Genomic DNA, 26,116 nt, shown 5'->3' on the forward strand with positions numbered 1-26,116 from the left:
AAAATTTATGAAGCGTTACAAAAATTAAAAAGCCCGTATCCCTTGCGGCGCAAAGGCTACGGGGAAATGGTGAAAGCCGCAAAACAGGCCAAAACCAATTGGTAAGGATGAGGTCCCCAGTTCGAATCTGGGTAGCAGCTCCAAAAATCCCCGAAAACTTCGGTTTTTGGGGATTTTTTGTTGCAAAAAGTTGCTTTGTGGGTTGGTCAAAAATTTCTGACCCACACCGTGACCCACACGCGGAAATGAAACAACGGAACCAATGGACATAAGAGCGCCGGACAGGAAGAAGGGCTTCCTGTCCGGCGTATTTTTCTTTCTGTCTTTATCGGACCTGCTCCATGAAGCTGCCCATGGCGGTGGCCGCCTCGTCCTGCTTTTGACGCGTGGCGTGGGTGTAGGTCCGCAGGGTGAACCCGGCGTCGAAGTGGCCCAGCATAGAGGATACTGTTTTCACATCCACACCGTTCTGCAGGGCCGTGGTGGCGAAGGTGTGACGGAGATCATGGAATCTGAGGTGCTCCAGCCCAGCGTCCATCAAGATCTTCTTGTGGAGGTTCACCACTGAGTCGGGATGGTACATCTCTCCGGTGAGGGGCGAGGGGAACATGTAGGGGCTGTCCGGGTGCTTGGAGTGCTCTTGGATCAGCAGGTCTACCGCCGTCTGCGGAATGGACACCAGCCGTACGGAGTTCTCCGTCTTGGGTCGGGTCAGTTCCAGGGAGCCGTCCGGGTTGCGGACGTACTGCTTGCTCACGGAAATCGTCCGCTGCTGGATGTCCAGGTCATCCCACCGCAGGGCTACCAGTTCTCCCTTCCGTAGGCCGCTGACCAGTTCCAGGTAGAACATTGGGAGCAGTCCTCTGGCCTCTGCCGCCTCCAGGTAGGCTTTTATATGCTCCGGAGGCAGGATCTTCATCTCCAGTTTCCTGGGCTTGGGTACGATACAGTCCTCACAGGGATTTCGGGGGATGAGCCGCTCCTTCACCGCACGGTCCAGGGCACAGTGGAGCATTAAGTGAACGCTGTGGACGGTGGTGGAGCTCAGCCCCTTATCCTGGTTCTTTCCGACATGTATTCTGCCGCTCTCCAATAACTCTTTGTAGAGCTTCTGCAGGTGCCGGGTGGTCAGTTTCTTCAGTTTAATGTGTCCAATACGGGGGATGGTGTAGGTCTCGATGATCAGCTCATACCGGTTGGCCGTGGCGGTGCGGACATTGGGCTTGGCATAGAGCTCGTACCAGGTGCGCAGCCAGCTTGTCACGGTATACTCATCCGCCGCCTTGCTGACATCTAAACCGTTGGTTTCTTCGAGTGCTTTCTTTAGCTTTTCTTTGACCTCTGCCTGTGTTTTGCCCAGCACATTTTTGATGATCCGTTTCCCGGTCTTGGAATCGTATCCGGCGGTATACCGGCCCTCCCACCGGCCGTCCTTCCGCTTGCGGATGTTACCTTCTCCGTTGGCCCGTTTCTTTGCCATGCTGCTCGCCTCCTTTGCAGCAACACAACATACCACACCTTCTCGTGGATAGCCATATCAAAAGCTCAGAGTTATCAATTTATTATCAATTTGTCTGCGACCTTTCTTTGCCAACGGCGTATTACCTTCCGTTTCGAGAGGAGGTTCTTCTCTTTGTTTTATAGCGGCGCAAGATCTGAGGGGGTGGCTGAAAAGGGCCAGGCCCCGCACTGGCTTTTGGCGTGGGGCCTGGCTGCCTGTCAACCCATCTGCTGTCCCTCCTCGTGGTCATCGGCCTTGTGGCCCATAGCGATCTTCTTTGCCTGCTCCTTGGCCAGGGCCTTTCGGTCGCCGTGCCGGGGACGGGCAGTGGCGTCTATAACTTCCGCTTCAGTGCTGTCCTCCAGCCTGGCCAGCAGATGAACGATCTGCTCCGTCACAGAAGCAGCCGCCACATCAGGACGCTGACCGCCGCTGACAGGATGCCCGATGCCAGGAGTGTCAGGAGGATCTTGCCCTGGAAGCGGGCCGAGGCCTCGTCCCAGTTCCTGCGGAACTGCTCCTCCAGCTCGGAGAGCCGCCTCATAAATTCTTCGCGCCGCTTCCCAGCCTGTCTCCCCTCCTCCTTCATCTCGGAGACCGTCTGCCGCAGATCCTGGCAGATCTCCTGATGGATCTTGTCGGCCCGCGCCAGCCAGTCCGCCAGCTGCTCCTCCGTGGCCAGCGGCTCCAGACTTTTTTTGGTAGCCAGAGTATCCATCCCGGTCCGGATAGTCTCCTGGAGCGCCAGGGTGCTCCGCAGGACCTGCTCCAACCGCTCCACTGTCTGGAGCGGCATGGTGTAGAGGATGTTGGCCTGCTGGCCCGTCAGGGTTGGCATGGTTTGTGACACCTTCTGCCTCTGCTTCAGGGCGTCCAGTGCGCTGTTGCGCTGCTCGCTGCCGGATTCGAAATTCATGCTCCATCTGCTCCTTTCTGAATTTCAGTTCGTGCAATTTGTCATCTCTGCACTTTTTCCCCGTGGGGGTGGTGTAGGTGATGCTCTTTCGCCCCTCCTCCCAGCGCACCTGATAGCCCTGCTGGTTCATTTCACGCAGGAACTCTTCCCGCGTCCCGGCCCGCTTCATGACTTCCTCGATGGCGATGATCAGCTGGAACTTCCAGCTCTCTCCCCGGCTGGCCGCCTGGTATTCCCCTGCCATCAGGCCTTGGGTGCGCCGATCCTGTTGGTATGGCTTCAAGGTGCTGAGGCTGTGCTCCTCGCAGAGCTGGTCGCTGACCTTCCGCATCTGCTCCAGAGTGTTGGGTGTGAAGTGCAGCTTTTTCCCGGTGTCCGGGTGAACCGAGTTGACGATCAGGTGGGAGTGCAGGTGTTCCGCGTCGATGTGTGTGGCCACCAGAACCTCGCAGCCTGGGAAGAACCGCTCCGCCAGCTCTTGGGCGATTTGGTGCGCTTCCGCAGGCGTGACTTCCTCTTTGGGAGAGAAGGACTGGACGTACTGGTAGAAGAAGGTTCCGTTGGCCTTTCCGTAGAGGTTCTTGGTCGCCAGGAAACTTTTCTGTGCCAGCTCCGGCGTGCAGTTGATACCGGAGAGATGGCGGCGGCCGGTTTCATCCATCGTCTTTTTCTCCTGTGACACATAGCGGATCACCCGCCCCATGGCGCCCGCCGTCTGCGTCCGCTCTTTGATGTAGCTACAGGTCGCCAGAGGAGATCACCGGTCCTTTCTCTGTGAGCAGACCGTTCAGCGCCTCATAGGTCTTGCCCAGCGCTTCTGTCAGTTCGTTCAGATACACCGTCTGGATATGACCCGTGTGAGCCAAGACGGTGAGCTGGTTCAGGTTTCTTCCCCAGGCGCGCAGCTCCGTCAGGATGGGCTTGAGTTCGTGGATCACAAGAATCGGTTGTTCCAGCGCGGCTCGGAGCAGGTACTCCTGCTGGCTCAGGCCGGATCGGCGCACCTTCTCACGGATCTTCCTTGCCTCTGCCGGAGTGACCCGGAAGGCGATCACCTGGTTTCTGGTTCGGACTGCCATGTTCCATCACCTCCGCATAAAAATTTGGTATGCCGCCGCTCCCATTCCGGGAACGACAACATACCAAAAATTTTTGTGGATAGCCATACCAAACGGACGGAGTTATCAGAAAGTTATCAATTGGCCCCGCGGGGCAGAAAAAGTGGGCGCGGGCTTCTGCCCGAAAAAGGCGTTTGGCAGCCGCTCGCGGCAAGCCAAACGCTCTGCTTGCCCCACCCGAGGGTGGGTAAAATCCGCTCCCCGGCCGTGCAAGTACTGGCGGCACAAGCGCTCTCCGCACTGCGAGGAGATGTGGTATGGTTTTTCCCGCACTTTTTTCGACCGTCCATTTCTCCCTCATCGGCGGGGCAAATCGCTCCGGGCTTGTGGCACAAACCGGTCGCGGATGGGAACCAGGGCAACGGGCCAGCGCCGGGCACACGGCCCCCACACGCCCCTGTTCCGCTCCGCCGGGGTTACGGATGCCATCCTGTCTCCAGGGAGGCACACAGGAGCGCACAGGGGGAAGTAGGAGACGCATCGGTGTTTCCGATAGCAGAGGAGCAGAGCCGTTTTCTTTGTATTGCATATCAAAATCTGACCGGCCAGGGCGTTTCTGGCAAACGGTTCCGCCTACAGAATTTACCGCAGATATTTGTCTGCTCCCCCGGAAAAATTCCTTTGGAATTTTTAAAATTACCGGTATAATGGACATACAATTGGGGAGGAGGGAGACAGATGCCGGACACCACAAGCGAACTGTTTCACAGACTGAAAAGCTGGGAGAGCGGAAGGAAACTCCTGAATCAGGAGGAGACGGTCTCCACCTGTTCACAGGTACTGCTGGAACTGCTGGAGAAAGCGGGCCTGAGCGCCCCGGAGTGGATGACTGCGGCTGACGTGAGCAAATCCTACGGCTATCAGATCTTGCGGGGGGAACGGGTTCCGGGGCGGGATATCCTGCTGCGCACCGCCCTGGCCCTGGGCCTGTCGCTGAAGGAGACCCAGCGCCTTCTGGCGGTGGGTGGATGCGGGGCACTCTATCCCCGCGTGCGCCGGGACGCCGCCGTGATCTTCGCGCTGAACCAGAAGATGAGCCTGCTGCAGGCGGAGGAGCTGCTCTCCTCCCTGCCGGAGCGGAGCCTCTATGCCGGGGAGCACTGACATGGGAGAGCGGGAACAGTTTTTGAAAGAGTACCAGGAGCAGGTGCTGGACACCCTGACTCTGCCCCCGGAGTGGAGTGTGCGGTACACGGTCCAGTCCTGTCTGAAGGATGGGGAGCGGCAGGTGTATCTGCTTCGGGATCAGGCTGGCCGGCAGGCGGTGCTGAAGACACAGCCGGCGGGGCGGGAGGACACCCTGCGCCGGGAGTATGACCTGCTGCGGGAGCTCCATCACCGCCAGATTCCTCGCCCACTGGACTATCTGGAGTGGGAGGGGAGGGAGTACCTGGTCCGGGAATATGTAGAAGGAATTAGCCTGGCGGAGTGGGTGGACACCCGGGGGCCGCGTCCTCCCAGGCAGGTGCGGGAGACGGCCCTGTCCCTGTGCCGGGTTCTGGAAGATCTCCACAGCCAGAATCCGCCGGTGATCTGCCGGGATGTGAAGCCCCAGAATGTGATCCGGGACGGGGCGGGCCGCTGTCATCTCATTGACCTGGGAACGGCCCGCCGCTACCGGGCGGAGCGGCGGGCGGACACGGTGTTCCTGGGCACCCAGGCTACCGCGCCGCCGGAGCAGTTCGGCTACCAGCAGACGGACCAGCGCTCCGATGTGTACAGCCTGGGGATGCTGATGCGCTTTTTGCTCACCGGCGGCTATGATCTCCTGCCCCGGCTGCCGGGGCGGGGCGCACTTGCCCGGATCATCCGTCGGTGTACGGCCTTTGATCCCCAGGATCGCTACCCCTCGGCCCAGGCCGTGTCCCGGGCGCTGCAGGGCCGCTGGCGGCGACGGACGGCCGGAGTGGCCGTTTGCGGCGTGTGTGCGGCGCTGCTGTTCCTTCTGTTGGGGCCCTCCGCCCATGAGGATGAAGTGCAGGTCTCCTCTCCCCTGCTGGAAGCGGCCCTGTGCCAGGAGCTGGGGCTGGAAGCCGGGGAGCCCATCCCGGCGGAGCGGCTGGGGGAGGTGGAGCAGCTGCTGGTGTGCGGCCAGCAGCGGATGAGCACCCTTCAGGAGCACGAGGCCCATGCGGAAGAAGCCCACGACTTCTATGTGGTGCAGACGCCCCACGGGGACATCGGCGATGAGGATCTGGAGCTGTTGGCGCGATGCAGCGGCCTGCGGGTGCTGATTTTGGACTACCAACAGATCTCCGATCTGTCTCCCTTGGCGGAACTGCCCCTGGAATATCTCAGCCTGACAGGAAACCAGGTGTCCGATCTCAGCCCGCTGGCTGGTCTGACGAAGCTGCAGGTACTGAATCTGGGCGAGAATCCGGTGCGGACAGCGGAGGGGGTGGCCCAGCTGTCGATGCTTCGGGAGGTAATACTGGAGGCTACCGGTGTCACCTCCGTGGCGGCCTTTGCCGGTAGCGACATCCAGTATTTGAACGTGCGCACCACCTGGGTGACGGACTACACGCCCCTGGAGACGTGCCCCAGCCTCACCCGGCTGGTCACCGGCAGTATGCCAGAGGGGGCCGCGGAGACCATGGCGGGGCTGACGGGGCTGGAGGAACTGCGGCTGTACTCCACCGATGGGCTGGATCTGTCTCTTTTTCAGGCGCTTCAGCGCCTCCGGGAGGTGGACTTCTCCGGCAGCGCCGTCTCCCACCTGGAGGCTTTGACAACACTTTCCTCTCTGCAGTATGTCAATCTGACGGAGACCGGGACGCGGGACCTGGCATTCGCCGCATCCATTCCAGCCTTGACGGAGCTGGATCTGCGGGATAACCATCTCACCGACCTGACGCCCCTGCTGGATTGCCCCTGGCTTACGCGGCTGGTGCTCAGCTCCCGCCACCAGGGGCTGGCCCGGGAGCAGCTGGCCCAGGCGCCCTTTGAGATCGTGTATCAGGGATAAGTGCGCAGCCTGCGCACCACTTTTGACCTCCTGTATGGTATGCTGGAGGCAAACCGGCGAAAGCGGAATTGCAAGGAGGTCAACAGCATGAACAGAAGGAAATGGATCGCCCTCTGCCTGGCGGGGTGCCTGTTGCTGGCGCTGAGCGCCTGCGGAAATCCGGGAGCGGACGCGGAGAACTCCGGCGGAACGGAGGAGCCCACTCAGACCGAGGAACCTGCCCAGGCCGAGGAACCCACCCAGCAGGAGACGCTGGTGGAGTATGCCGTGGAGGGACTTGGCACCTTTACGCTGCCCGAGGGCTTCACCCAGGAGGCGGGAGAGATCGCTGAGCCTCTGCCCACCACCTACGCCACCTTTGAGAAGGACGGCTATTACATCCAGGCCAACCGCTTTGGCACGGATGCCTATGAGATGGCGGGGGTGCCCCTGCCCGCCGACCTGGAGGACTACTCCACCCGCAGCGGCGTCCAGGACTCTGTACCGGAGGGGACGGTATTCGACTATGACGACTACGGCAATTACGCCGCCCAGTTCATCCAGGAGGACGGTCAGCTGTGCTACTATGTGCTGCTCCAGGGGGAGGAGTCCTTTGGCAGTATCTACCTCACCGCCCCGAAGGATCAGTTTGACGCGGACACGGTCGCCCAGTGGTTGAGCGGCTCAGTGCTGGAGTGAGGCTATGAAAAAAAGAGTTCTGGCGCTTGCGCTGCTGGTCGCCGTGCTGACGGGCTGCGCAGGGCAGGACGCCTCATCCCCGGTGACAGGCGGCGCGGCATGGAGTTTCCCGGAGGGACCCGCTCCGGCTGAGGAGTACGAACGCTTTTTCTGGTATGGCTTCGGGGAGGAGAACCCTGATCGCGACCCCAGCGCCGCAGCGACAGAGAAGGAGATGGCTGACATGCTGGCCGCTGTCATCGAGGCGGCCGGCGGGGACGTGGAGGGCTGGCGGGAGCTGACTGCCCACGCCTCGGACGAGGGGATCTATCGCGACTACTGCGCGATGTTTCTGCTCTACGCCGCCGAGCACATGGACGCCACGGAGTTTACGATGGGCTTCGCGCCCTATCTCCTGGGCGGTCGGACGGATGAGAACTGGGACGCCTTCGGTACGGACATCCGGGGCGGTTACCGGCTCTTTGAAGAGTTCGGTGAAAACTGGGATCGCGTCTGCGTCTCGGTGTCCAGCCAGATGGAGGACAGGCAGGAGATGAATTACCTGAACGCCAGCCAGAACTTCGTTGTCAGCCGCCTGTCGCTCATCACCGGCGAGCCGCTACTGGACTTTGACTACGGGACTTTCACCATGCATCTCACGGAGCCCCTGACCTATGAGGACGCCGCCGTGGCCGCAGTGCGGCTGTTTGAGAGCTTGCCCGAGACTGCCGAACGCTTCCCGGAGGATCAGGCGGTCACTGCCCGGGTGGAGGAGCTGCTCCAGGCTGGCCGGGACCGGCGGGACGCCGTTTTGGCCTCTGAGACCGCCATTGCGAAAGGCGACACATTTGTGCCCGGTGAGACCTATACCGGGACAGCCTACTATGTCTCCAACAGCGGGGACGATGCCAATGACGGTCTCAGCCCGGAGACCGCCTGGGCGACCATCGACCGCCTGAATGCCCAGCCGCTGCAATACGGTGATGCAGTGTTCTTTGAGCGGGGCGGCGTCTGGCGGGCGGCGCAGGTATACACTAAGCCAGGCGTCACCTACTCCGCCTACGGTGAGGGAAACAAACCGGGGCTGTACGGCTCCGTGGAAAACGGCGGCGGCGCGGAGAAGTGGACGCTTTGGCACGAGGGCGAGGACGGCAGCAAGATCTGGGTCTACGACCGCCCCATGCTGGACTGCGGCTCCATCGCACTGACTGACACGCTCGGGGCTGTAAAAGTCCAGGGCTTCTGGAACGGGGAGTGCTTCCAGCCGGTGAGCGAGCTGTGGAGCACTGACCGGACGGAGGAGGCGATGGCGGAGCAGGCCGCAATGCCGGAATTTGACCCGGCGGAGCAACTGACCGAAAATCTCACCTTCTTCTGCGAGGCCGGCAGCGGCCTCCCTGACTCGCTGCCCATCTACCTGAGCGGCTGGGTGGATACCGGGGAGCGGGAGCAGTACTGCCTTACCGCCGATGGGCCGCTGTATCTGCGCTGCGACGGGGGCAACCCCGGCGAGCTATACCCGGACATGGAGTTTCTCTCCCCCTACGCGCCCTTCGACGGTGTGGCGGACGACGTGGTGATCGACAATCTCGCCGTACTCTACACGGGGCGGAACATTCTCTCCGTCTCGCCGGAGTGTGAGGGCGTCTTGGTGCAGAACTGTGAGCTGGGCTGGGGCGGCGGCTGTGCCGCGTCGTACGCGCTGGACACCATCACCGGCTACGCCGCGGGCGTGCAGCGCAACGGCGGCGTGGGCGGAGCCAGCTCCAGCCGCAACACCTTCCGCAACAACTACGTCCATGAGACCTATCAGGAAGGGCTGGGACTGGAGACCGCCATCGAGTTCAGCGGCCAGGTCTTTGATGTGACGGATGTGACCATCGAGGGCAATGTGTTCTACCACTGCGGCTCGGCGCTCATCTATTTCAACTGGGACGAGGAGGCGAATCCCGACCACCAGTTCAGGCGCGTCAGCTTCCGCGGCAACCTGGTCTTTTACAGCACCATGAGCGACTGGGTGGACACCGGCGAGGACGTAGACGGCTTTACGACGGGGGCATTTACCATCGATGGCGGCCCCAATATGCAGGACGGCACCGTGGAGGTTCGGGACAACGTGTTCTTTGCCGCCCGGGAGTGCCTGGTGTATATCAGAACCTATGTGCCGGAGTACCTGCCGGACTTTGAGGGCAACATCTACGCGCAGTTTTCCGACGGTGTGTTCCTCTCCAGCGTCTCCGCCCCCAACTATTGGAGCGCCAACGCCGCCGAAGGCGTCCGCGAAACACTGTTCGATGAGAGCGGAGAGGCTCTGAGCCTCTCCCGGAGCCGGTGGGGTGAGGCGGACTGGTAACAGTCCGGTTGCGCCGGAGGAGCAATGGCTGGCTCGCGGCGGCCTTTGACCCACACTGTGACCCACACGGGGAAACGAGCGGACGGAGACAATGGACACAAGAGCTCCGGAAAGGATGGCACCCCGGAGTGAAGAGGGTGCAAAAGGGTCTGAAAGCAGCAAACCCTATCCTCCCAATCAGTTGGTAAGGATGAGGTCCCCAGTTCGAATCTGGGTAGCAGCTCCAGAAATCCTCGAAAACCTCGGTTTTCGGGGATTTTTTGTTGCAAAAAGTGATGAAACGGTGTGGGTCAAAATGTGGGTCAGCGAGTTGACCCACACCGTGACCCACACGCGGAAATGACTTAACGGAAACAAGAGCGCCGGACAGGAAGGTGGACTTCCTGTCCGGCTTTTCTCTCTGCCTTACATGACCTGTTCCATGAAATTTCCCATAGTGGCTGCCGCTTCGTCCTGCTTCTGCCGGGTGGCGTGGGTGTAGGTGCGCAGGGTGAACCCGGCGTCGAAGTGTCCCAGCATGGAGGACACGGTTTTCACGTCTACCCCGTTTTGAAGGGCGGTGGTGGCGAAGGTGTGCCGGAGATCGTGGAACCTGAGATGCTCCAATCCGGCATCTTTTAGGATCTTCTTGTGAAGATTCACCACGCTGTCCGGGTGGTACATCTCTCCGGTGAGGGGTGAGGGGAACAGGTAGGGGCTGTCCGGGTGCTTGGCGTGCTCTTGGACCAGCAGGTCCACCGCCGTCTGCGGAATGGATACCAGCCGCACGGAGTTCTCTGTCTTGGGCCGGGTCAGTTCCAGGGAGCCGTCCGGGTTGCGGACGTATTGTTTGCTCACGGAGATTGTCCTCTGTTGAATATCAAGGTCGTCCCACCGCAGGGCCACCAGTTCTCCCTTTCGTAAGCCGCTGACCAATTCCAGATAAAACATAGGGAGCAGGCCCCGCCGCTCCGCCGCCTCCAGGTAGGCTTTCATGTGCTCCGGCGGGAGAATCTTCATGTCCAGCTTCCGGGGCTTGGGTACGATGCAGTCCTCACAGGGGTTCCGGGGGATGAGCCGCTCCTTCACCGCCCGATCCAGGGCGCAGTGGAGCATCAGATGGACGCTGTGGACGGTGGTGGAGCTTAGTCCCTTATTCTGGTTCTTTCCGATGTGTATTCTCCCACTCTCCAACAACTCTTTGTAGAGCTTCTGCAGATGCCGGGTGGTCAGCTTCTTCAGCTTAATGTTCCCAATGCGGGGGATTGTGTACTGCTCGATAATCAGTTCATAGCGGTTGGCCGTGGCGGTGCGGACATTGGGCTTGGCATAGAGCTCGTACCAGGTGCGCAGCCAGGTGGCTACCGTGTGTTCTTCGCTGCGGCTCACATCCAAGCCCTGACATTCCTCCAGAGCGATCTTCAGTTTTTCTTTGACCTCTGCCTGTGTTTTGCCCAGCACATTTTTGATGATCCGCTTGCCGGTCTTGGAGTCGTACCCGGCGGTGTACCGCCCCTCCCAGCGGCCGTCCTTGCGCTTTCGGATGTTACCCTCGCCGTTGGCCCGCTTCTTTGCCATTGCAGCTGCCTCCTTCCTCATGCGCCATAGTCAAGCTGCCATCGTTCTCGTCCAGGGCCTCAATGGCGATCCTCATCCCCAGCCGGAACCCCAGAATAAAATTCTCCAGAGCCATGGTGCTGCTGATCTCATTCTCCGCGTTGAGGAGCCGGAGCAGCAGGGTTTTCTCCTCGCCCTCCAGCAGGGTGGTGAGCTTTTCTTCACACTGTTCCGCCCGGTCCATTGCGTCTGCTAGAACAGAGCCCGGGGTGATATCTTGCTCATTTGGAGTGATGTTTCCGAAGTACAGATTCTCCAGGGTGTCTCTCATATGTGCCGCCTCCTTTTCAACGACACAACATACCACAGAAAACAAAAATATCCAGTGATACAGCGCACAATTATCAAACTATTATCATTTAGACACTCCGGCCTGTCGGAGTATTCATTGTTAACGGCATCGCAGTTTTAAAATATAGGGATCTTTCTTTGTATCTGCAACACAGATCTTGACAGGCCTACCACCCCTTCATAGTGATACCCTGACTTTGTTCCTCCTCGTGGTCATCCGGTTTGTGGCCCATAGCAATTTTCTTTGCCTGGATTTTTCTTCTCAGTTTGCTGTCCACCTGCAGACTGGTGCTGGACTGGGGCAGGGAGTGGTCCTGGAAGATCCGGCTCATGTGGTAGAGCAGCTGAGTGACCGCCAGCATGACAGAGGGTGGACGGAGGTCATTCAGCCGTTCCAGGAAGAACTGCGCGTACTGGTTTCCCTGGGCGGCGGAACGGCTGAACCACACCATCGCTTGGACCTGATCCTGGGCCACTCCCTGTCCAGTCAGGTATAACTTGCCCAACATGTACTGGGCATGCTGATTGCCCGCCTCCGCCGACCGGGTGAACCACTCCGCCGCTTTGGTGGTATCCTTAGTCATCGCCAGACCGGTAAGATACTCTTTCCCCAGCCGGTAGGCGGCAAAGTGGCTTCCATTTTCCACCGCCTGCCTCAGCCAGCGGATGCCCTCGTCCAGATCCCGCACCTCCCAATCGTCGGAGAGAAGCAGTTTTCCCAGGGCGTACTGTGCTTCCGTCAAACCCTGTATCGCCGCCTGAGCAAGCCAGTGCTTTGCCTTGCGGTTGTCCGGAATCAGCAGAGGGCCGTCCCGATAGAGCTGCCCCATTAGGTACTGGGCATGGGTGTCTCCTCGCTCTGCCAACTGCGCCAACTCATCCGCCGCGCCATCCCGTTCCTCCAGCGGAAGCCTTTCATCCCGGATGATTTGCCGCAGTTCCCAGCAGGCATAGGACTCGCCCTGCACTTGTTCCGGTTCGTCGTAGCCGGTCAGGTCAGCGTCCTCGAAGGTGATTTCTCCCAACCGTATCCGCTCCGCCTCCCGGATGACAGCGTTCTTGATCTGCCGGAACTCTTTCTCCTGGGACAGCTTTTTCTTCTCTCTGAGGTTGTCGTGGTAGTAGCTCTCCACCTCACCCTGGAGCCTGCACCACTGGTCGTAGCACGCGCGGACCATCGGCAGCTCCTCCAGCTTATCCACCACCTCATCCACGGTTTTTTTCACCGGCTTGGACAGGTAGCCGTAGGACTTCTTACCCTTAACCGTTTCCAATTGTGCAGAGAGCGTTTGCATCAACTCTTCCACGTCTGGATGAGTGCAGACGCTCCGTGCCATCTCCTGGGTGAGTTTTCGGATGGCCCTGCGTGCCTCCCGCACCAACTCATCCCGCGACTGGGACTTCTGCTCGTAGGTGTGGAGCATCTCCTGGCGGAAGATTTGGTTGGTCAGCTTCGATTTGATATTTCGGATACCCTCCCGTGTCAGGTAAGCTTCCTCTGGCTCCGTTGACCACGCCATCATGTGGACATGGGGATGCTCCTCCTCATCGTGGAAAGCGGCGTACCAGCGGAAGTGATTGGGCGGGATGTTCATGGCGGCGGCGAGGTCATTGCGGTTGGCCCGGAGCAGGTTCCGCCACGCCTTGGCGTTGTCATAGCCAAGGCGGGCGGCATCCTCCCGTTTCAGGGAGATGATGTGGGTCCACACGTTGCCGGTGTAGTGGTCCAGCTCGTCCATAGCGTTTGCCAAGTCCACGCCCTCCTCGTCCCCAAAGAGGCCGTGATCCCCCAGCCGTTCCGCCCTGGGCCGGGTAGCGATGTACTTCAGGTAGCCGTCCGACTGCTGCACCACCGACCAGTTTTCCTCCAGCGCCCTGGTAATGAACGCAGAGGCGTTTGCTTTTGTGGGCTTGGCTTTGTAGTCAGAATACTCGTCCAATTCTTTTGCCTTCGGAAAGTCTTTTGTCAGTTTTCTGACCAGCTGCTCCTGCTTTCTAGTGGGTGGACGGTCATCCGGGAGCAGTTCTACTCGCTCTCTGGTCCCGATGTACCGCAGGTAGCCGCTGGCAGAATTACTCCTGCCGCATTTGAGGTACGGGCTTTTGACGATCAATCCTGCCACGCATTGTCCTCCTCCCAGGCTTCCCGTACCCGCTGCTCCAGCGAGATGCGGCCGTTGGTTTTCTTCACGTTGTTGACACTCTCAGCCCGACGCCGTCGCAAATCATCTCTGCTGAACTGAAACGCATCCGCCAGGATACCAGCTACCATGTCCTGTTCCACCGCCTGCCGGAAAGCCAGGGAGGACAGCCGAGCCTCCAGTTGTCCCAACCGTCCATCCAGACAGGACTTGACAGAGGTGGGAAGGAACAGCCCAGCGTTGTTGGCGCTGAGGTAGTCCAGGTAGAAGTCCACGGCGTTTTCGATGAAGGCGGTGAGACTGCGGCTTCCATCCTCTCTGTAACGCCGTTCCAGAAGCGCTTTTTTCTCCGGTGTTAGATAGAGAGCAAATTTCTCTTTTTTGCTCAAAATAGCCTCCATTCCGGGGTATGACCCCTGATTTTCTCTTGCAGCAGTAAGGATTCGGGGAATACGACCGCAAGAGGAAATTTCCCTTCTGGATTTGACCCCAATTCCGACCATCTGGGAAACGCCCAGAGCTGCCCGCACTGCGGGCAGATGTGACTGGGCAGAGCGGCGGTCTTGACGCCTGCCCTTTATCCTGCTTTATCTTTCGTCCTCCGCCGAGTCCTCGAAAGCGCCCTAAATCCGGCTCAAAACCGCTGGGATGGGCAGGGACTCTGCCCATCCCATGATCGGGGCACACAGCGGTTTACAGGCGGTCATGCAGGGGATTTTGGTTCTTGCAGGCGCTTCGCCATGCGCTCTCCACATCCTCTTTCAGGCGATTCATTGCCTGTTGATAAAACGCGTCCGTCGCCTGCTGAATAGGCAGGATGGTGTAGCAGTTGTTGCCGGTCCACTTCATACCTTTGTCATCCATGTAGCTGGTGTGTTCCATTGTGATGAGCTGTTTATCCACCAGTGTGGCGATGTGCTTCATCACAGTGTTGACGGACAGGCCGGTGGCATCTGTGATGGTGTTGTAGCTGGGATGGCACTGGTGCGTGCGGCGGTCCTCACAGCAGAGCAGATAGGCATAGACCGTGATTGGTCCGTGACCGAGGTTCAGATAAAAGAGTTCATCCGGTAGAGTGAAAAAGTTTCCGCTTTTCGGCGGTGACCAGGTTGGGAGCAGGCTGCATGTCACGAATCCCCGGTCTACCAGAACGTCCACTTGTCGCTCTGCCATTTGGATACTCATTTTTGCGCGCATGGCCAGCTCCCGGATAGCAGGCACGCCGTGGATCTTCCGGCAGGACCGGTACTGGAGATAGGCCAGGATGGCGAAGGCGGCGGGCTTGAGGTTCCACTGCCAGATCTCATTCGGGAGTGGGAACCGGTACGTACTTGGATGGCGCCGTATGGCGAGCGGACTCATTGGCAGTCACCTCCTTGTATGTGAGCAGACACCCACTGTACGAATTGTTCCTTGGGGGCTACCATGCGGCTGCCGATGCGCAGAGTGGGAAAGCTAGGTTCGTGCATCAACTCGTAAGCGCTGGAGGATGACACACCCAGTACCTTCCCTACTGTTTCAGCGTTGAGGAACAGCGGCAGGTCGTCGTAGCTTTTGTAGACGGATGTTTTCAAGGATACCTCGCCTTTCTTGTTGGTTGGATGGATTCTTTTTCTACCAATCAGTTTCGTTTTCCCTCTTGACAGTACGGCCATTTCAGATTAGACTAATGAAAAATAAAATTATTAAAATTAGTCCTTTTTCAATGTAACAGATTATCACACCCATGTCAAGTCTAAAATAAAAATAAATATAATACTTGGTCTAATTTGAGGTGACATGTATGAATCGATTCTCGTTCAAATCATATCTTCTGGACAACCAGGAGTACTATCAGTACACCTATGATCTGAAAGAACCTGAGATGCGGGCGGTGCAGGATATCCCGTTTCCCGAAAGCTTGACTTCTTTTACCTATCTGGAGGAGGAGCGCTATCGCCCCATTTTGGAACGATTAGACGGAGCCCTGTCTGTACTCAGTGAACAGAGAACAGACGCAGCGGCGGAAACAGCATCAGAGCTTTTGATGAAGCTGGGGAAGGTACACATCTATTTTGAACTGTTTCGCTTGGAGTGGCAGGAGCGTCTGATGGACGCCGTAGAGAACGGATTTGCGGACGTGGTGACGCGGCTTCCTCGTGCGGAGCTGGCCGCTCTCCCGGTAGAGATCCAGAGCTGGCAGCAAAAGCTGCGGAGTATTTTTGACGATGAGTTGGACATGGATGCTGTGCCGAAGAAAAAACCTGTACGCATCACCCTCAGTGAGGGATGCAAGCCGATCCCGTGGTTTCCCGTTCAGCCTCTGACTGTCACCTTTGAGCAGACCGCCAATGGACAATACGTGGACGTACTGCTGCCGAAGCGCATGTTTGACCTGGTAGACTACCATCTGCGGGAGTGCCTGAAACAAAAGGTGCGGATGCGGGTATGCCGGAGCTGCGGAAAGTATTTTGCGGTGATGGGGCACTCCACGGCGGAGTACTGCAATCATCCCTTCGATGCCAAGGGACGCACTTGCCGCCAGGTGGCGTCCATTTTGCAGTGGAACCGGAACCGGGCGACGGACGAGGTATTCAAATCCTACCGCCGGGAGTACAAGAAGCGCTTTGCCCGGATGAAGGCCGGGACCATGGTAGCAGACGACTTTTACGCCTGGAGCGAGAAGGCCAGAGAGAAAAAGGCGGAGTGCGACGCGGGGCAGCTGACACGGGAAGAGTTTGAATGCTGGCTAAAAAACTCATAAAATAAAACTGCGCCGACAGAGCAAGTACCCTGTCAGCGCAGTTTTTCAAATTGACTTGGTTTTGAGATGAGCTGCACTGGTTATTAAGAGACTGGAAAATCAATATGCTCTGGTCATTCCACCGTCCAAAAGAATGGTCTGCCCGGAGATATAGGTGTTGGCCTCAGAGCACAGGAACGCTGCCAGACGACCATATTCTGTAGGCGTGCCATAGCGTCCCAGGGGGAAGGACTTCAGGTCCTCTTTTTCGTACTCCTCCACGGAGATACCTGCTTTTTCCGCCCGCATAGCATTCAGACTGGTAATTCGGGCAGTGCCGATGCGGCCAGGACCGATGACATTGATGAGAATGTTGTCCTTGCCCAGCTCGGAGGACAGAGTCTTGCTCATGCCCACCACGCCCATGCGCATGGTGTTGGACAGGATTAGGTTGTCCAGGCAGTCTTTGACAGAAGAACTGGTGGAATTCACGATGCGGCCGCCACCCAGCTTCCGCATGGAGGGCAGGCAGGCACGGATGGTGCGTACATAGGACAGCAGGCACAAATTGAAGGCGTTCTCCCAGTCGGCATCCTGGAAGGAGTCGAAGGGACCGGGCTTGGGACCGGGGCACATATTGACCAGTGCCCAGATGTCGCCCAGAGTAGCCACAGTGTGATCCACGAGTTTTTGAATATCATCGGCCTTGTTTACGTCGGCCAGAAAAGCTTCTGGCCGATTGCCAGTCTCTTGTTCGATTTCATCCTGAGCCGCATAAAGCTGATCTTTAAAGGGTTCAGCTGTGCAGATCATTACCTTGGCTCCTTCACGGGCCAGCTCGGTGGCGATACCCTTGCCCAATCCAGCGGCAGAAGCCATAACTAACGCAACTTTTCCGTTTAAACCGAATTCCATATTGCGATTCTCCTTCTATTTTTTGCCATTGTTATTCAGAAAATACTGTTGAAAATACGCTGTTTTGAATTTTCAATACCCCATCTCTGGGTGGAGCTTCAGGTCGGCCACCGGGTTCACCAGGGGCTCCATGGCGAAGCCGCCGGGGCCCACGATGCGGCACTCGGCCACGTCCCCGTCCTGGATGTGGAAGGCCCGGGGGGTGCCGGTGGCCAGGATGTCCCCGGCGTACCAGCCCTGGATCTGGCTGTGGAGGGACACCAGCCGGTCGGGGGTGTGGGTCATATGGTCCACGGTGTTCTGGGCGTGGATCTGCCCGTTGTGCACCGACTGGACCTCCAGCTTCAGCACGTCGGGCACCTCGTCGGGGGTGACCAGCTGGGGGCCGAAGGAGATGAAGGTGGGGAAGTTCTTCACGATGCACAGATAGCGGGGGTTGCCGCTGAGGTAGTCGTTGCCCTTCAGGATGGACTCCTCCGTCATGTCCAGGATGGTGGTGTAGCCGGCAATGGCGCTCTGCCAGTCCTCCTGGGACACGTCCCGGCAGTCCCGGCCCATGATGATGCCCAGCTCCGCCTCGGCGGTGGTCTTCTGGGCCTCCTTCAGCCGGGGCAGCTTGATGGTGTCCCCGGGGCCGATGAGGGTCTCGGGCATTTTGAAGAAGCTGCCCGGAAAGCCGGTGGGGGGCGCGTTGCCGATGTCTCCGGCGTGCTCGGCGTAGTTCAGGCCGATGCCGAAGATGCGCTTGGGATGGCGGTACAGGGGGGCGTACACCACCTGCTCCGCGGGGACCAGGCCGGGAATGGTCTCCAGCTCGTCTTTGCCGCCTTCGTTGTACCACTGGGTCAGGCCGGGTACCTGGCCCGCCTGGATCAGCTCCAGCATCTCCTCCTTCCAGGCGGTGCCCTTGGCCGCGTTCAGGGCGTGGATGGGCAGGATGCCGCCCTTGGCCACGATGCCGGCGATCTCAGCGCCGTTCAGCTTAATGGTTGCCAGTCTCATACTGAAATGCTCCTTTGCTTTTAAAAATCAAATTCATTCTTATACTTTACTTTGTGCCTTTGGCTCCTCCACGAACATGTTCTCACTGCGGGCTACTACCAGAGTGGTCACCACGTCGCCGGTGCAGTTGAAAGTAGTATTGGCCATATCAATCAGACGGAAAATGCCGGCAATCAGGCCCACCACTTCCAAAGGCATACCCATATTGGTCAGCAGGATGGTCGTCATAATGATAGCGCCGCCGGGGACACCGGGACAGCCCATCGCAACTAGAACTGTGGAAATGACAATGTTAATCAGCGCTGCAGGGGACAGGTCAATCTGATACATCTGGGCGGTGAGGACGATGGCTGCTGCATAGTAGATACACCCGCCATTCATATTGATGGTGGCGCCCAGGGGCAGGGAGAAAGCAGACAGTTCCGGGGACACCTTAAAGTCCTCGTTGGTGATGGAGGTCGTCACTGGCAGAGAACCGCTGCTGCTGGTGGTACTAGCTGTTACCACCCACAGCCGCCAGATATTTCGGAAGAAGACCCCCAGAGGGAACCGGGCCAGGATAGCCACCATGGGCACATACATCAGCAGCACCAGAATCACGTCAGAGGCATAGACTGTCAGGATCAACTTGCCCAGAGGGCCAAAGATAGACAGACCATAGGCGCCCACAGACTCCGCCAGCAGAGCCGCCACGCCGATGGGGGAGAACTTCATCACGATGCCGGTGATCTTGTACATGGCCTCTGTCAAATCCTGAATAGCAGTGACCAGACGAGCTCCGCGCTCTTCCAAAATGATCAGAGACACACCCAGGAATACGGAAAATACAATGATCTGGAGCATGTTGGCCTCAGTAAAGGCCACAAAGATGTTGGAAGGGAACATCCCCACTAAGGTGTCGATGATGCTGGGCATTTCCTGGGCCTCGTACTCAGTGCCGCCGGAGAGCAGGCTCATGTCAAAGCCCGCTCCTGGGTCGATGAGGTTGGCCATCACCAGGCCAATGCACACCGACAGCGCGGAGGTGATAGCGTAGATACCCACCACCTTCACACCGATATTCCGCAGCTTCCGCAGGTCGCCCAAACTGGCCACACCGGCGGTGATAGACAGGAAAACCATAGGCACCACGATCATCTGAATCATGTTCAGGAAGATGTCCCCCAAGGGGGCCAGAATTGTGGCTTTCTCCCCGAACACCAGACCGATCACGATACCGATGCCAAAGCCGATAAAGGTCTTGGCTGCTAAGCTCAGTTTTTTTCTCTCCTTTTTGTCCTCCACAGTGTCCGCCCCCCTTTAATTCACACTTCGCAGGGCGGCCACGGCCTCCTTCAGCCGCCGGCAGCCCTCCACAATGCTTTCATAGCTGGCGGCGAAGGACATGCGCAGATAGCCCTCCCCGCCGGGGCCGAACACGTCCCCGGGCACCAGGGCGATCTTGGCCTCCTCCAGGAAATACTGGGACAGTTCCGCCGAGGACTTGCCCAGCTCCCTGCAGTTGATGAAGATGTAGAAGGCGCCCTTGGGGCACAGGCAGTGGATGCCGTCGATGGCGTTGATGGCCTGCACCGCATAGTCCCGGCGGCGCTGGTACTCCTGTACCATCTCCTTCACCTCGTCCCCCTCCTGGGTGAGGGCGGCGATGGCGGCCGCCTGGACAAAGCTGGGGGCGCAGGTGGTGTTGTGCTGGTGGAACTTGTTCATCACGGTGATGTACTCCTCCGGGGCGGCCACATAGCCCAGCCGCCAGCCGTCCATGGCATAGGCCTTGGACATGCCGTTCAGGGTGAAGGTGCGCTCCTTCATGCCAGGGAGGGAGGCGATGCTTACATGCTCGGCCCCGTCGTACACCAGGCGCTCATAAATTTCATCCGCAATGACCATCAGGCCGTGCTCCTTCACGATTTCGGCCAGCTCCTCCAGCACCCCCCGCTCCAGCACGCCGCCGGTGGGGTTGTTGGGGGTGACGATGACCACGGCCCGGGTCTTGGGGGTGATCTTCTCCCGCACCTCGTCCAGGTCCATCTGGTAGCCGTTCTCCTCCTTCAGGCTGTAGGTGACGGCCTTGGCCCCCAGCAGGTTGGGCACGTTGATGTAGTTGAGCCACACCGGGTCGGGCACCAGGATCTCGTCCCCCTCGTCCAGCAGGGCGGCCAGCACGGCGAACACCGCCTCGGACAATCCCACGGTGACCAGCACCTCGCTGGCCTGATAGTCGATGTGGTTCTCCCGCTTGAGCTTGCCGGCGATGGCCTGGCGCAGCTCCATCAGGCCGAAGTTGGAGGTGTAGTGGACCTTCCCCTGGGCCAGGGCCTGATTGGCCGCCTCTTTGATGTACTCCGGGGTGTCGAAGTCGGGGCGGCCGATCTCAAAGTGGAGGACCTTCTCTCCCGCCCGCTCCATAGCCAGGGCCTTCTCGTTCACCTTCCGGATGCCCGAGGGGGCCATCCGGTCCATCCGGGCCGCAATGTGATAGTTCATGATGTATCGTCCTTTCAATTTTGGTTTTTCCGTCGGTGGAAAGGGACCGATTCCGTGCCGCTGTTCTACAGCGCCTTGCTTGAGTACAGCATAAACCGTACTGTCTTTTTTGTAAAATTTGAATTACTTTAAAACGATATAAGGAAATTCGTATGGAAAAACACGGCGTAATGCCTCTTTTCCGGAGAGAGGCACATTGCAGTAGATTCAAATTTTTGATATAATCCGTATGAATTTTCGGGTCTGCCGTTCAAACATTCACAGAGCGAGGCAGGGGGAGATTTAATGTTAAACTATAAGGAGTACATCTACGCCATCTACCAGGAGCGCAGCTTCTCCAAGGCGGCCCAGAAGCTGTTCGTCTCCCAGCCCTGGCTGAGCTCGGTGGTGAAAAAGGTGGAGCAGGAGATCAAGACCCCTCTCTTTGACCGGAGCACCAACCCCATCTCCCTGACCCCCGCCGGGGAGTACTATATCCGGCAGGTGGAGAAGGTCATGGCCATAGAGGAGGACATGCGGGAGCACTTCGCCGCCCTCAATGGGCCTGGGACCCAACTGCGCGTGGGCAGCTCCATGTTTTTCTGCACCTATGTTCTGCCTCAGCTGTTTCAGGACTTCCGGGAACAGAACCCTCAGATTACCCTTACCCTCACTGAGGGGCGGGCTTCCGACATGTTCCAGGCATTAGCAGAGCGAAAGCTGGATTTTTTCCTGGAGGCGGAGTCCATTCAGGATCCCAAAATCCAGTCGGTGGCCTGGTGCAGCGAGGAGATCGTTTTAGCTGTTCCTGCCCGCTTCTCCATTAACAAAGAGCTGGCCCAGCACTGCTATACCTTTGACGAACTGCTCAAGCGCAACGAGCCCGGCTGCAAAAAGCCCCCGGTCCCCCTCCAGGCCTTCCGGGACGAGCCCTTTCTGCTGCTCCAGCAGGGGAACGATATCTATGACCGGAGCATGGAGCTGTGCCGGAACGCCGGCTTCCTCCCCCGGGTTTCCGTCTACCTGACCCAGATGATGACCGCCTACTACCTGGTGTGTGAGGGACAGGGGGTGTCCTTCCTGCGCTCCACCATCCCCGAGTACGTGGCCCCCACCGACAGCGTGGTGTTTTACCAGCTGGACAGCCCCGCCGCTGTCCGTCCCATCTATTTGTCCTGTCTGAAGTACAAGGCCAGTCCAGTGCAAAAGAAGCTCAATGACTTTATGTGGAGCAAAAGCTTATTAACGCATCACTCAGAGATATTATAATCGTTATATGTATTTTCTTATAATGGGATATTCTTTTTCCAATTAGACATGATACCTCCTTGACGCTATAATGGGGCTATCTCAAATTTGAAAGTTGAGAGCGGAAAACTTTCAAAAACGAGGAGCTTTGTGCATGTGAGCAAGGAGGTATTTCTATGTCAACCTACTATTTTCTTCCCACCCGAAACGTGTTCGGAATAGGTGCGTCCAAGGAAGCGGGGCAGCTGATGCGCAGCCTGGGCGGCACCAAGACCATGATCGTCACCGACGCCTTCCTGGCCAAGAGCGGTATGGCCGGACAACTCCAGGAGATCCTGGCTCAGGCGGGGGTGGACTCTATTGTCTTTGACGGGGCCGAGCCCAACCCCACTGACAAGAACGTGGCTTCCGGCGTGGCGGTGTTTCAGGAGAACGGTTGCGACTCCATTCTCTCCTTGGGCGGCGGCTCCTCCCACGACTGCGCCAAGGGCATCGGTATGGTGGCCGCCAACGGAGGAACCATCCACGACTATGAGGGCATTGACAAGTCCGGCCGCCCCCTGATGCCCCTGATGGCGGTGAACACCACCGCCGGTACCGCCTCGGAGATCACCCGGTTCTGCATCATCACCGACACCAGCCGGAAGGTGAAGATGGCCATTGTGGACTGGCGGGTCACCCCTCAAATCGCCATCAATGACCCGGAGCTGATGCGCGGGATGCCCCCCGCCCTCACTGCTGCCACCGGCATGGACGCCCTCACCCACGCCATTGAGGCCTATGTGTCCACCAACGCCAACCCCCTCACCGACGCGGCGGCCACCATGGCCATCCAGATGATTACCCACTACCTGCCCAAGGCGGTGGCCAACGGCAATTACATGAAGGCCCGGGACAAGATGGCCTACGCCCAGTATTTGGCGGGCATCGCCTTCAACAACGCCTCCCTGGGCTACGTCCACGCCATGGCCCACCAACTGGGCGGCTTCTACAATCTGCCCCACGGGGTGTGCAACGCGGTGCTGCTGCCCCATGTAATGAAGTTCAACCTCATCGGCAACATGACCCGCTTCAAAGAGATCGCCATTGCCATGGGGGTGCGGGGCGAGGGCATGTCCTGCTCCTCCGCCGCCGAGGAGGGCATTGCCGCCGTCAAGCGCATGAGCCAGCGACTGGGTATCCCCGCCAACCTGAAGGTGCTGGGCGTAAAGCCCGAGGACTTCGCCGTCATGGCCGAGAACGCCATGAAGGACGTGTGCAGCCTCACCAACCCCCGCACCGCCACCAAGGAGCAAATCATTGAGGTATACCGCCAGGCCTATGAGGGCGAATAACATACCATTTCTTCCTTCCCTATATTCGGAGCGCCGCCGTCCTTTTTTGAGGACGGCGGCGCTCCATTTTTATTTTTCGGTCAGTCACAAAAAGGGCAGGACCGGGACTTTTGTCCCGGCCCTGCCCGCAAAGGGAGGTCTTGCTCGTTTCCCGTATTACTGATACCCAATTTGGACAGCAACGAACAGGAAGATACAGGCTATGACAATAAGAACCGCAATCAGGGGAAGGATAAACCGCTCCCATTTGGAAAAGGGGATCTTGCCCATGGACAGAGCCAGCATCAGGACTCCCATAAGAGGCGTACACATATTAGTGATGCCGTCGCCGAACTGATAGGCCAATACGGCTGTTTGAGCTGTGATCCCCATAATATCCGCGATGGGCAGCACAATGGGCATAACAATGGCGGCTTTACCGGAGGCAGATGGGATAAACAGATTGATGAACATAATCGCCACAAAAATACCGATGACAGAAACTTGCGCAGGGAGCGACGCCAAAGGCTGAGAGATATAGTAGACGATGGTGTCCAAAACGCTGGCTTCGCTGAGCAGCCAGGCAATGCCATAAGAGATGCCCAATACCAGACAAGAGCTTACCATGCCGCTTACGCCCTTGGTGAAGGTGTTGATAATTTCATCTGCGGACAGGCCGCCTGCAATTCCGCCGACGATGGCCACAATAAAGAACAATGCGCCCATCTCCAGAAAAGCCCATCCCCAGTTCATCGAGCCAATCACAAACAGGACCAGGGCTCCCGCCAGTGCCAGAAGGCTGACGGCATGGCCGACTGTAAAGGGTTTGTCTTTCAATTCGCCAAGGTCAAAGGAGAATTCAGAGGTGTCCATCCCGGCCACCAAGCTCCTGGCAGGATTCTTTTTGACCCGCCGGGCGTACATCAGAATATAGATTAAAGCGATGGCAGGGACAACAACAAAAATGATCAGGCGCATGCCGATGCCAGAGAAAAGCTCCAGTCCGGCAATCGTTTGGGCGAGGCCCACGTTTGTGGGACTGGTGGCCCCGCTGATAAAGCCGGAGACTGCGCCGACCAAAGAAATCCCGACGCCTACCATAGAGTCATATCCCAGCCCCACAGATACCGCGATGGCGATTGGCATGAACGGAATGGCCCCCTCTACAAAACCAAGGAACGCACCCATAGCGGCGAACAGATAAAACATCAGGACGAGAATAATGTCGCCCCGGTTCACCCCCACTTTTTGGATGACGCGGGCGATCCCAACATTGATTGCTCCTGTACGCTGAAGGACCTCAATCGCGCCGCCGGTAATCATAAACGCGACAATCAGCAGAGAGGCATTGCTCATACCATAGGGAAGCGCACGGAACAAGTCAAAAATACTGGTGGGACTTCCCTCAATAAACTGGAAGGTAGAGGGATCTACGACCTGACGTCCGGCTTCCTCGATCCGTTCATAGCTGCCCGCTGGGATAAGCCAAGTCAATACAGCAATCACAACGGTGAGGATCAACAGGACAAGAATGGAGTTTAACGGTTTCTTTTCTTTTTTCTGTTTCCCGTCTTTATTTGACATTGTAATCGTTCCTCCTATTTGCTTCTTTCATGGCCGCCAATATCGGTCCGCCAGCTTATCGATTAAGGTATGTGAGCGCGGTCGAAACATGAACGCTGACACCGATCGGCAGGGCCGCGGGGTCTACGCAGAACGCGGGATTGTGGAGGGCTGGCGGATTTTCTCCTACGCCGGTCCCCAGCCAAAGGATGCAGCCGGGCGCCAGGCGGAAGAATTCTCCAACATCTTCCGCGGTCATATTAGGCTCGTCGCTGTAAATGACCTTATCAGCATCCAGAACTTTGCGGCAGCTCTCTGCCACCAGAGCAGACATGTCCTCATCGTTGATGGTGGGGCGGTATCCGATGCCGTGTACAATCGAGGAGGTGCACTGATGGGCCGCGGCAATGTGGGGCACCAACTCCTCGATCCGTTTGGTAAACAGGGCACGGGTTTCGTCATTAAAAGCTCGGTAACCAAAGTGGATCACTGCCTTGTCAGCTACAGCGCTGGCAATGGAGCCGGGGGTCTCTACTGCGCCGATATGGAACACCCACTTTTCCGCACCGCTGGCGACTCGGGTGGGGAGGATATACAGGGCCTGGATCATCTCGGCCAAAGCGGGGACGGGATCAATGGCATTTTGAGGCATGGACCCGTGCCCCCCTTTGCCCTGGATCGTCACATCCATAAAGTCTGTGGAGGCACAGGCTTCTTTCTTGGCGATGTAGACACTTCCAAGAGGCACATTGGGCTGGACATGGATCGCAAAGCAGGCGTCCACGCCATCCATCACTCCATCCTGGATCATGCAGCCGGCGCCGCCCAGCCCCGCGTCTGGAGATAGCCAGCGGTAGCCTTTATCTAAAACCATGGCTCGGATGGGGTGGTCGTCTAAGTAGTTCTCCTCATTGGGCTGAAAAACAAATTTGATCTTTCCAGAAAAAGCTTCTTTATGTTGGGAAAGGACCTTAGCTGCCCCCAGAAGCATGGCGGTGTGAGCATCGTGGCCGCAGGCATGGGCCAATCCTTCATTAACGGAGCGATACGGCAGATTGCTCTCCTCGGGGATGCCCAGACAATCCATGTCTGCCCGGATCAGCAGAGTTTTCCCCGGTTTTCCGGAGTCCAGCAGCCCTACCACACCGGTGATGCCTACCTCGGTCTGTACCTCCAGACCGCACTCCCGCAGATAGTCGGCAACGATTTTTCCGGTGCGGAACTCTGTATGTCCCCGCTCAGGGTGCATATGCAGATCTTTGTAGATCTCAAACAGTTCTCCGCTTAGAGACTGGATTTCTTGCTCAAATTCAAACATAACCGTGCTCCTCTCCTTTTTTGACTAAATGGTA

At 58.1% G+C, this 26,116-nt stretch carries 24 protein-coding genes and 1 pseudogene; 7 read left to right on the forward strand and 18 right to left on the reverse strand.

Features of this window, described 5'->3' with window-relative positions; genetic code table 11:
* Positions 1-24 precede the first annotated feature (24 nt).
* From H6B31_RS05630 to H6B31_RS05645, 6 genes and pseudogenes are all read right to left on the reverse strand, one after another.
* Positions 25-270, reverse strand: a complete 246-nt coding sequence (locus H6B31_RS05630; protein ID WP_204897645.1) for a hypothetical protein — start codon at positions 268-270, stop codon at positions 25-27.
* Positions 271-325: 55 nt separating this feature from the next.
* Entirely contained in the window at positions 326-1,480 is a 1,155-nt protein-coding gene (locus H6B31_RS05635; protein WP_204897652.1) for a tyrosine-type recombinase/integrase, read from the reverse strand.
* Positions 1,481-1,719: 239 nt separating this feature from the next.
* Positions 1,720-1,899, reverse strand: a complete 180-nt coding sequence (locus tag H6B31_RS17130) for a hypothetical protein (protein ID WP_243418864.1) — start codon at positions 1,897-1,899, stop codon at positions 1,720-1,722.
* Positions 1,896-2,417, reverse strand: coding sequence for a hypothetical protein (locus tag H6B31_RS17135; protein WP_243418865.1), 522 nt, complete (start codon positions 2,415-2,417; stop codon positions 1,896-1,898). Before H6B31_RS17135 ends, H6B31_RS17130 begins: the two co-directional genes overlap by 4 nt.
* A gap of 349 nt (positions 2,418-2,766) precedes the next feature.
* A pseudogene (locus H6B31_RS17795) lies at positions 2,767-3,120 on the reverse strand (relaxase/mobilization nuclease domain-containing protein); the annotation flags it as partial.
* A 34-nt stretch (positions 3,121-3,154) separates the two neighbouring features.
* Positions 3,155-3,496: a plasmid mobilization protein gene (locus H6B31_RS05645; protein WP_204897656.1), complete on the reverse strand. Its 342-nt coding sequence runs from the start codon at positions 3,494-3,496 to the stop codon at positions 3,155-3,157.
* Positions 3,497-4,213: 717 nt separating this feature from the next.
* Between H6B31_RS05645 and H6B31_RS05650 the strand changes: the two genes are divergently transcribed.
* The 4 genes from H6B31_RS05650 to H6B31_RS05665 all read left to right on the forward strand — a co-directional run bounded on the left by H6B31_RS05650 (position 4,214) and on the right by H6B31_RS05665 (position 9,510).
* On the forward strand, positions 4,214-4,639 hold the full coding sequence (locus H6B31_RS05650) for a helix-turn-helix transcriptional regulator (RefSeq protein WP_087289706.1): 426 nt from the start codon (positions 4,214-4,216) through the stop codon (positions 4,637-4,639).
* Complete coding sequence (locus H6B31_RS05655; protein ID WP_204897657.1) at positions 4,623-6,500, forward strand: protein kinase domain-containing protein; 1,878 nt, start codon at positions 4,623-4,625, stop codon at positions 6,498-6,500. Before H6B31_RS05650 ends, H6B31_RS05655 begins: the two co-directional genes overlap by 17 nt.
* Before the next feature lie 87 nt (positions 6,501-6,587).
* Positions 6,588-7,178, forward strand: coding sequence for a hypothetical protein (locus H6B31_RS05660; protein WP_087289704.1), 591 nt, complete (start codon positions 6,588-6,590; stop codon positions 7,176-7,178).
* Between the two features lie 4 nt (positions 7,179-7,182).
* On the forward strand, positions 7,183-9,510 hold the full coding sequence (locus tag H6B31_RS05665; RefSeq protein WP_204897659.1) for a right-handed parallel beta-helix repeat-containing protein: 2,328 nt from the start codon (positions 7,183-7,185) through the stop codon (positions 9,508-9,510).
* A gap of 405 nt (positions 9,511-9,915) precedes the next feature.
* Here H6B31_RS05665 and H6B31_RS05670 read toward each other — a convergent pair whose 3' ends face one another.
* The 6 genes from H6B31_RS05670 to H6B31_RS17145 all read right to left on the reverse strand — a co-directional run bounded on the left by H6B31_RS05670 (position 9,916) and on the right by H6B31_RS17145 (position 15,112).
* The gene (locus H6B31_RS05670; RefSeq protein WP_204897660.1) at positions 9,916-11,067 is read right to left on the reverse strand and encodes a tyrosine-type recombinase/integrase; all 1,152 of its coding nucleotides are present in this window, start codon (positions 11,065-11,067) and stop codon (positions 9,916-9,918) included.
* Positions 11,036-11,377 (reverse strand): DUF6809 family protein, encoded by a 342-nt coding sequence (locus tag H6B31_RS05675; RefSeq protein ID WP_204897661.1) that lies wholly within the window; start codon positions 11,375-11,377, stop codon positions 11,036-11,038. Before H6B31_RS05675 ends, H6B31_RS05670 begins: the two co-directional genes overlap by 32 nt.
* Before the next feature lie 187 nt (positions 11,378-11,564).
* Positions 11,565-13,520: a MobP3 family relaxase gene (mobP3, locus tag H6B31_RS05680; RefSeq protein ID WP_204897662.1), complete on the reverse strand. Its 1,956-nt coding sequence runs from the start codon at positions 13,518-13,520 to the stop codon at positions 11,565-11,567.
* On the reverse strand, positions 13,508-13,927 hold the full coding sequence (locus tag H6B31_RS05685; protein ID WP_204897663.1) for a hypothetical protein: 420 nt from the start codon (positions 13,925-13,927) through the stop codon (positions 13,508-13,510). Before H6B31_RS05685 ends, mobP3 begins: the two co-directional genes overlap by 13 nt.
* A gap of 304 nt (positions 13,928-14,231) precedes the next feature.
* Positions 14,232-14,900, reverse strand: a complete 669-nt coding sequence (locus tag H6B31_RS05690; protein WP_243418867.1) for a helix-turn-helix domain-containing protein — start codon at positions 14,898-14,900, stop codon at positions 14,232-14,234.
* Positions 14,897-15,112, reverse strand: a complete 216-nt coding sequence (locus H6B31_RS17145) for a helix-turn-helix transcriptional regulator (RefSeq protein WP_243418868.1) — start codon at positions 15,110-15,112, stop codon at positions 14,897-14,899. Before H6B31_RS17145 ends, H6B31_RS05690 begins: the two co-directional genes overlap by 4 nt.
* A 209-nt stretch (positions 15,113-15,321) precedes the next feature.
* Here H6B31_RS17145 and H6B31_RS17150 point away from each other — a divergent pair, with 209 nt between their 5' ends.
* A complete protein-coding gene (locus H6B31_RS17150) occupies positions 15,322-16,281 on the forward strand; it encodes a DUF6076 domain-containing protein (protein WP_243418869.1) in 960 nt (319 codons plus the stop codon).
* Between the two features lie 99 nt (positions 16,282-16,380).
* Here the strand turns inward: H6B31_RS17150 and H6B31_RS05700 are convergent, their stop codons facing one another.
* The 4 genes from H6B31_RS05700 to H6B31_RS05715 all read right to left on the reverse strand — a co-directional run bounded on the left by H6B31_RS05700 (position 16,381) and on the right by H6B31_RS05715 (position 20,661).
* A complete protein-coding gene (locus H6B31_RS05700) occupies positions 16,381-17,175 on the reverse strand; it encodes an SDR family oxidoreductase (protein WP_204897664.1) in 795 nt (264 codons plus the stop codon).
* A 72-nt stretch (positions 17,176-17,247) separates the two neighbouring features.
* Entirely contained in the window at positions 17,248-18,177 is a 930-nt protein-coding gene (locus tag H6B31_RS05705; RefSeq protein WP_204897666.1) for a fumarylacetoacetate hydrolase family protein, read from the reverse strand.
* A 39-nt stretch (positions 18,178-18,216) separates the two neighbouring features.
* A complete protein-coding gene (locus H6B31_RS05710; RefSeq protein ID WP_204897668.1) occupies positions 18,217-19,461 on the reverse strand; it encodes a cation:dicarboxylate symporter family transporter in 1,245 nt (414 codons plus the stop codon).
* A 15-nt stretch (positions 19,462-19,476) separates the two neighbouring features.
* The gene (locus H6B31_RS05715) at positions 19,477-20,661 is read right to left on the reverse strand and encodes a pyridoxal phosphate-dependent aminotransferase (RefSeq protein ID WP_204897670.1); all 1,185 of its coding nucleotides are present in this window, start codon (positions 20,659-20,661) and stop codon (positions 19,477-19,479) included.
* A 285-nt stretch (positions 20,662-20,946) separates the two neighbouring features.
* Between H6B31_RS05715 and H6B31_RS05720 the strand changes: the two genes are divergently transcribed.
* Both H6B31_RS05720 and H6B31_RS05725 read left to right on the forward strand, forming a co-directional pair.
* On the forward strand, positions 20,947-21,909 hold the full coding sequence (locus H6B31_RS05720; RefSeq protein ID WP_204897672.1) for a LysR family transcriptional regulator: 963 nt from the start codon (positions 20,947-20,949) through the stop codon (positions 21,907-21,909).
* Positions 21,910-22,064: 155 nt separating this feature from the next.
* Positions 22,065-23,222, forward strand: a complete 1,158-nt coding sequence (locus H6B31_RS05725; RefSeq protein ID WP_204897673.1) for an iron-containing alcohol dehydrogenase — start codon at positions 22,065-22,067, stop codon at positions 23,220-23,222.
* Between the two features lie 156 nt (positions 23,223-23,378).
* Here H6B31_RS05725 and H6B31_RS05730 read toward each other — a convergent pair whose 3' ends face one another.
* Together H6B31_RS05730 and H6B31_RS05735 are read right to left on the reverse strand one after the other, a co-directional pair.
* The gene (locus H6B31_RS05730; RefSeq protein ID WP_204897674.1) at positions 23,379-24,785 is read right to left on the reverse strand and encodes a YfcC family protein; all 1,407 of its coding nucleotides are present in this window, start codon (positions 24,783-24,785) and stop codon (positions 23,379-23,381) included.
* 55 nt (positions 24,786-24,840) lie between these two features.
* Complete coding sequence (locus tag H6B31_RS05735; protein ID WP_204897675.1) at positions 24,841-26,082, reverse strand: M20 metallopeptidase family protein; 1,242 nt, start codon at positions 26,080-26,082, stop codon at positions 24,841-24,843.
* Positions 26,083-26,116 lie beyond the last annotated feature (34 nt).

Source organism: Pseudoflavonifractor capillosus (assembly GCF_016899775.1).
GTDB lineage: Bacteria > Bacillota > Clostridia > Oscillospirales > Oscillospiraceae > Lawsonibacter.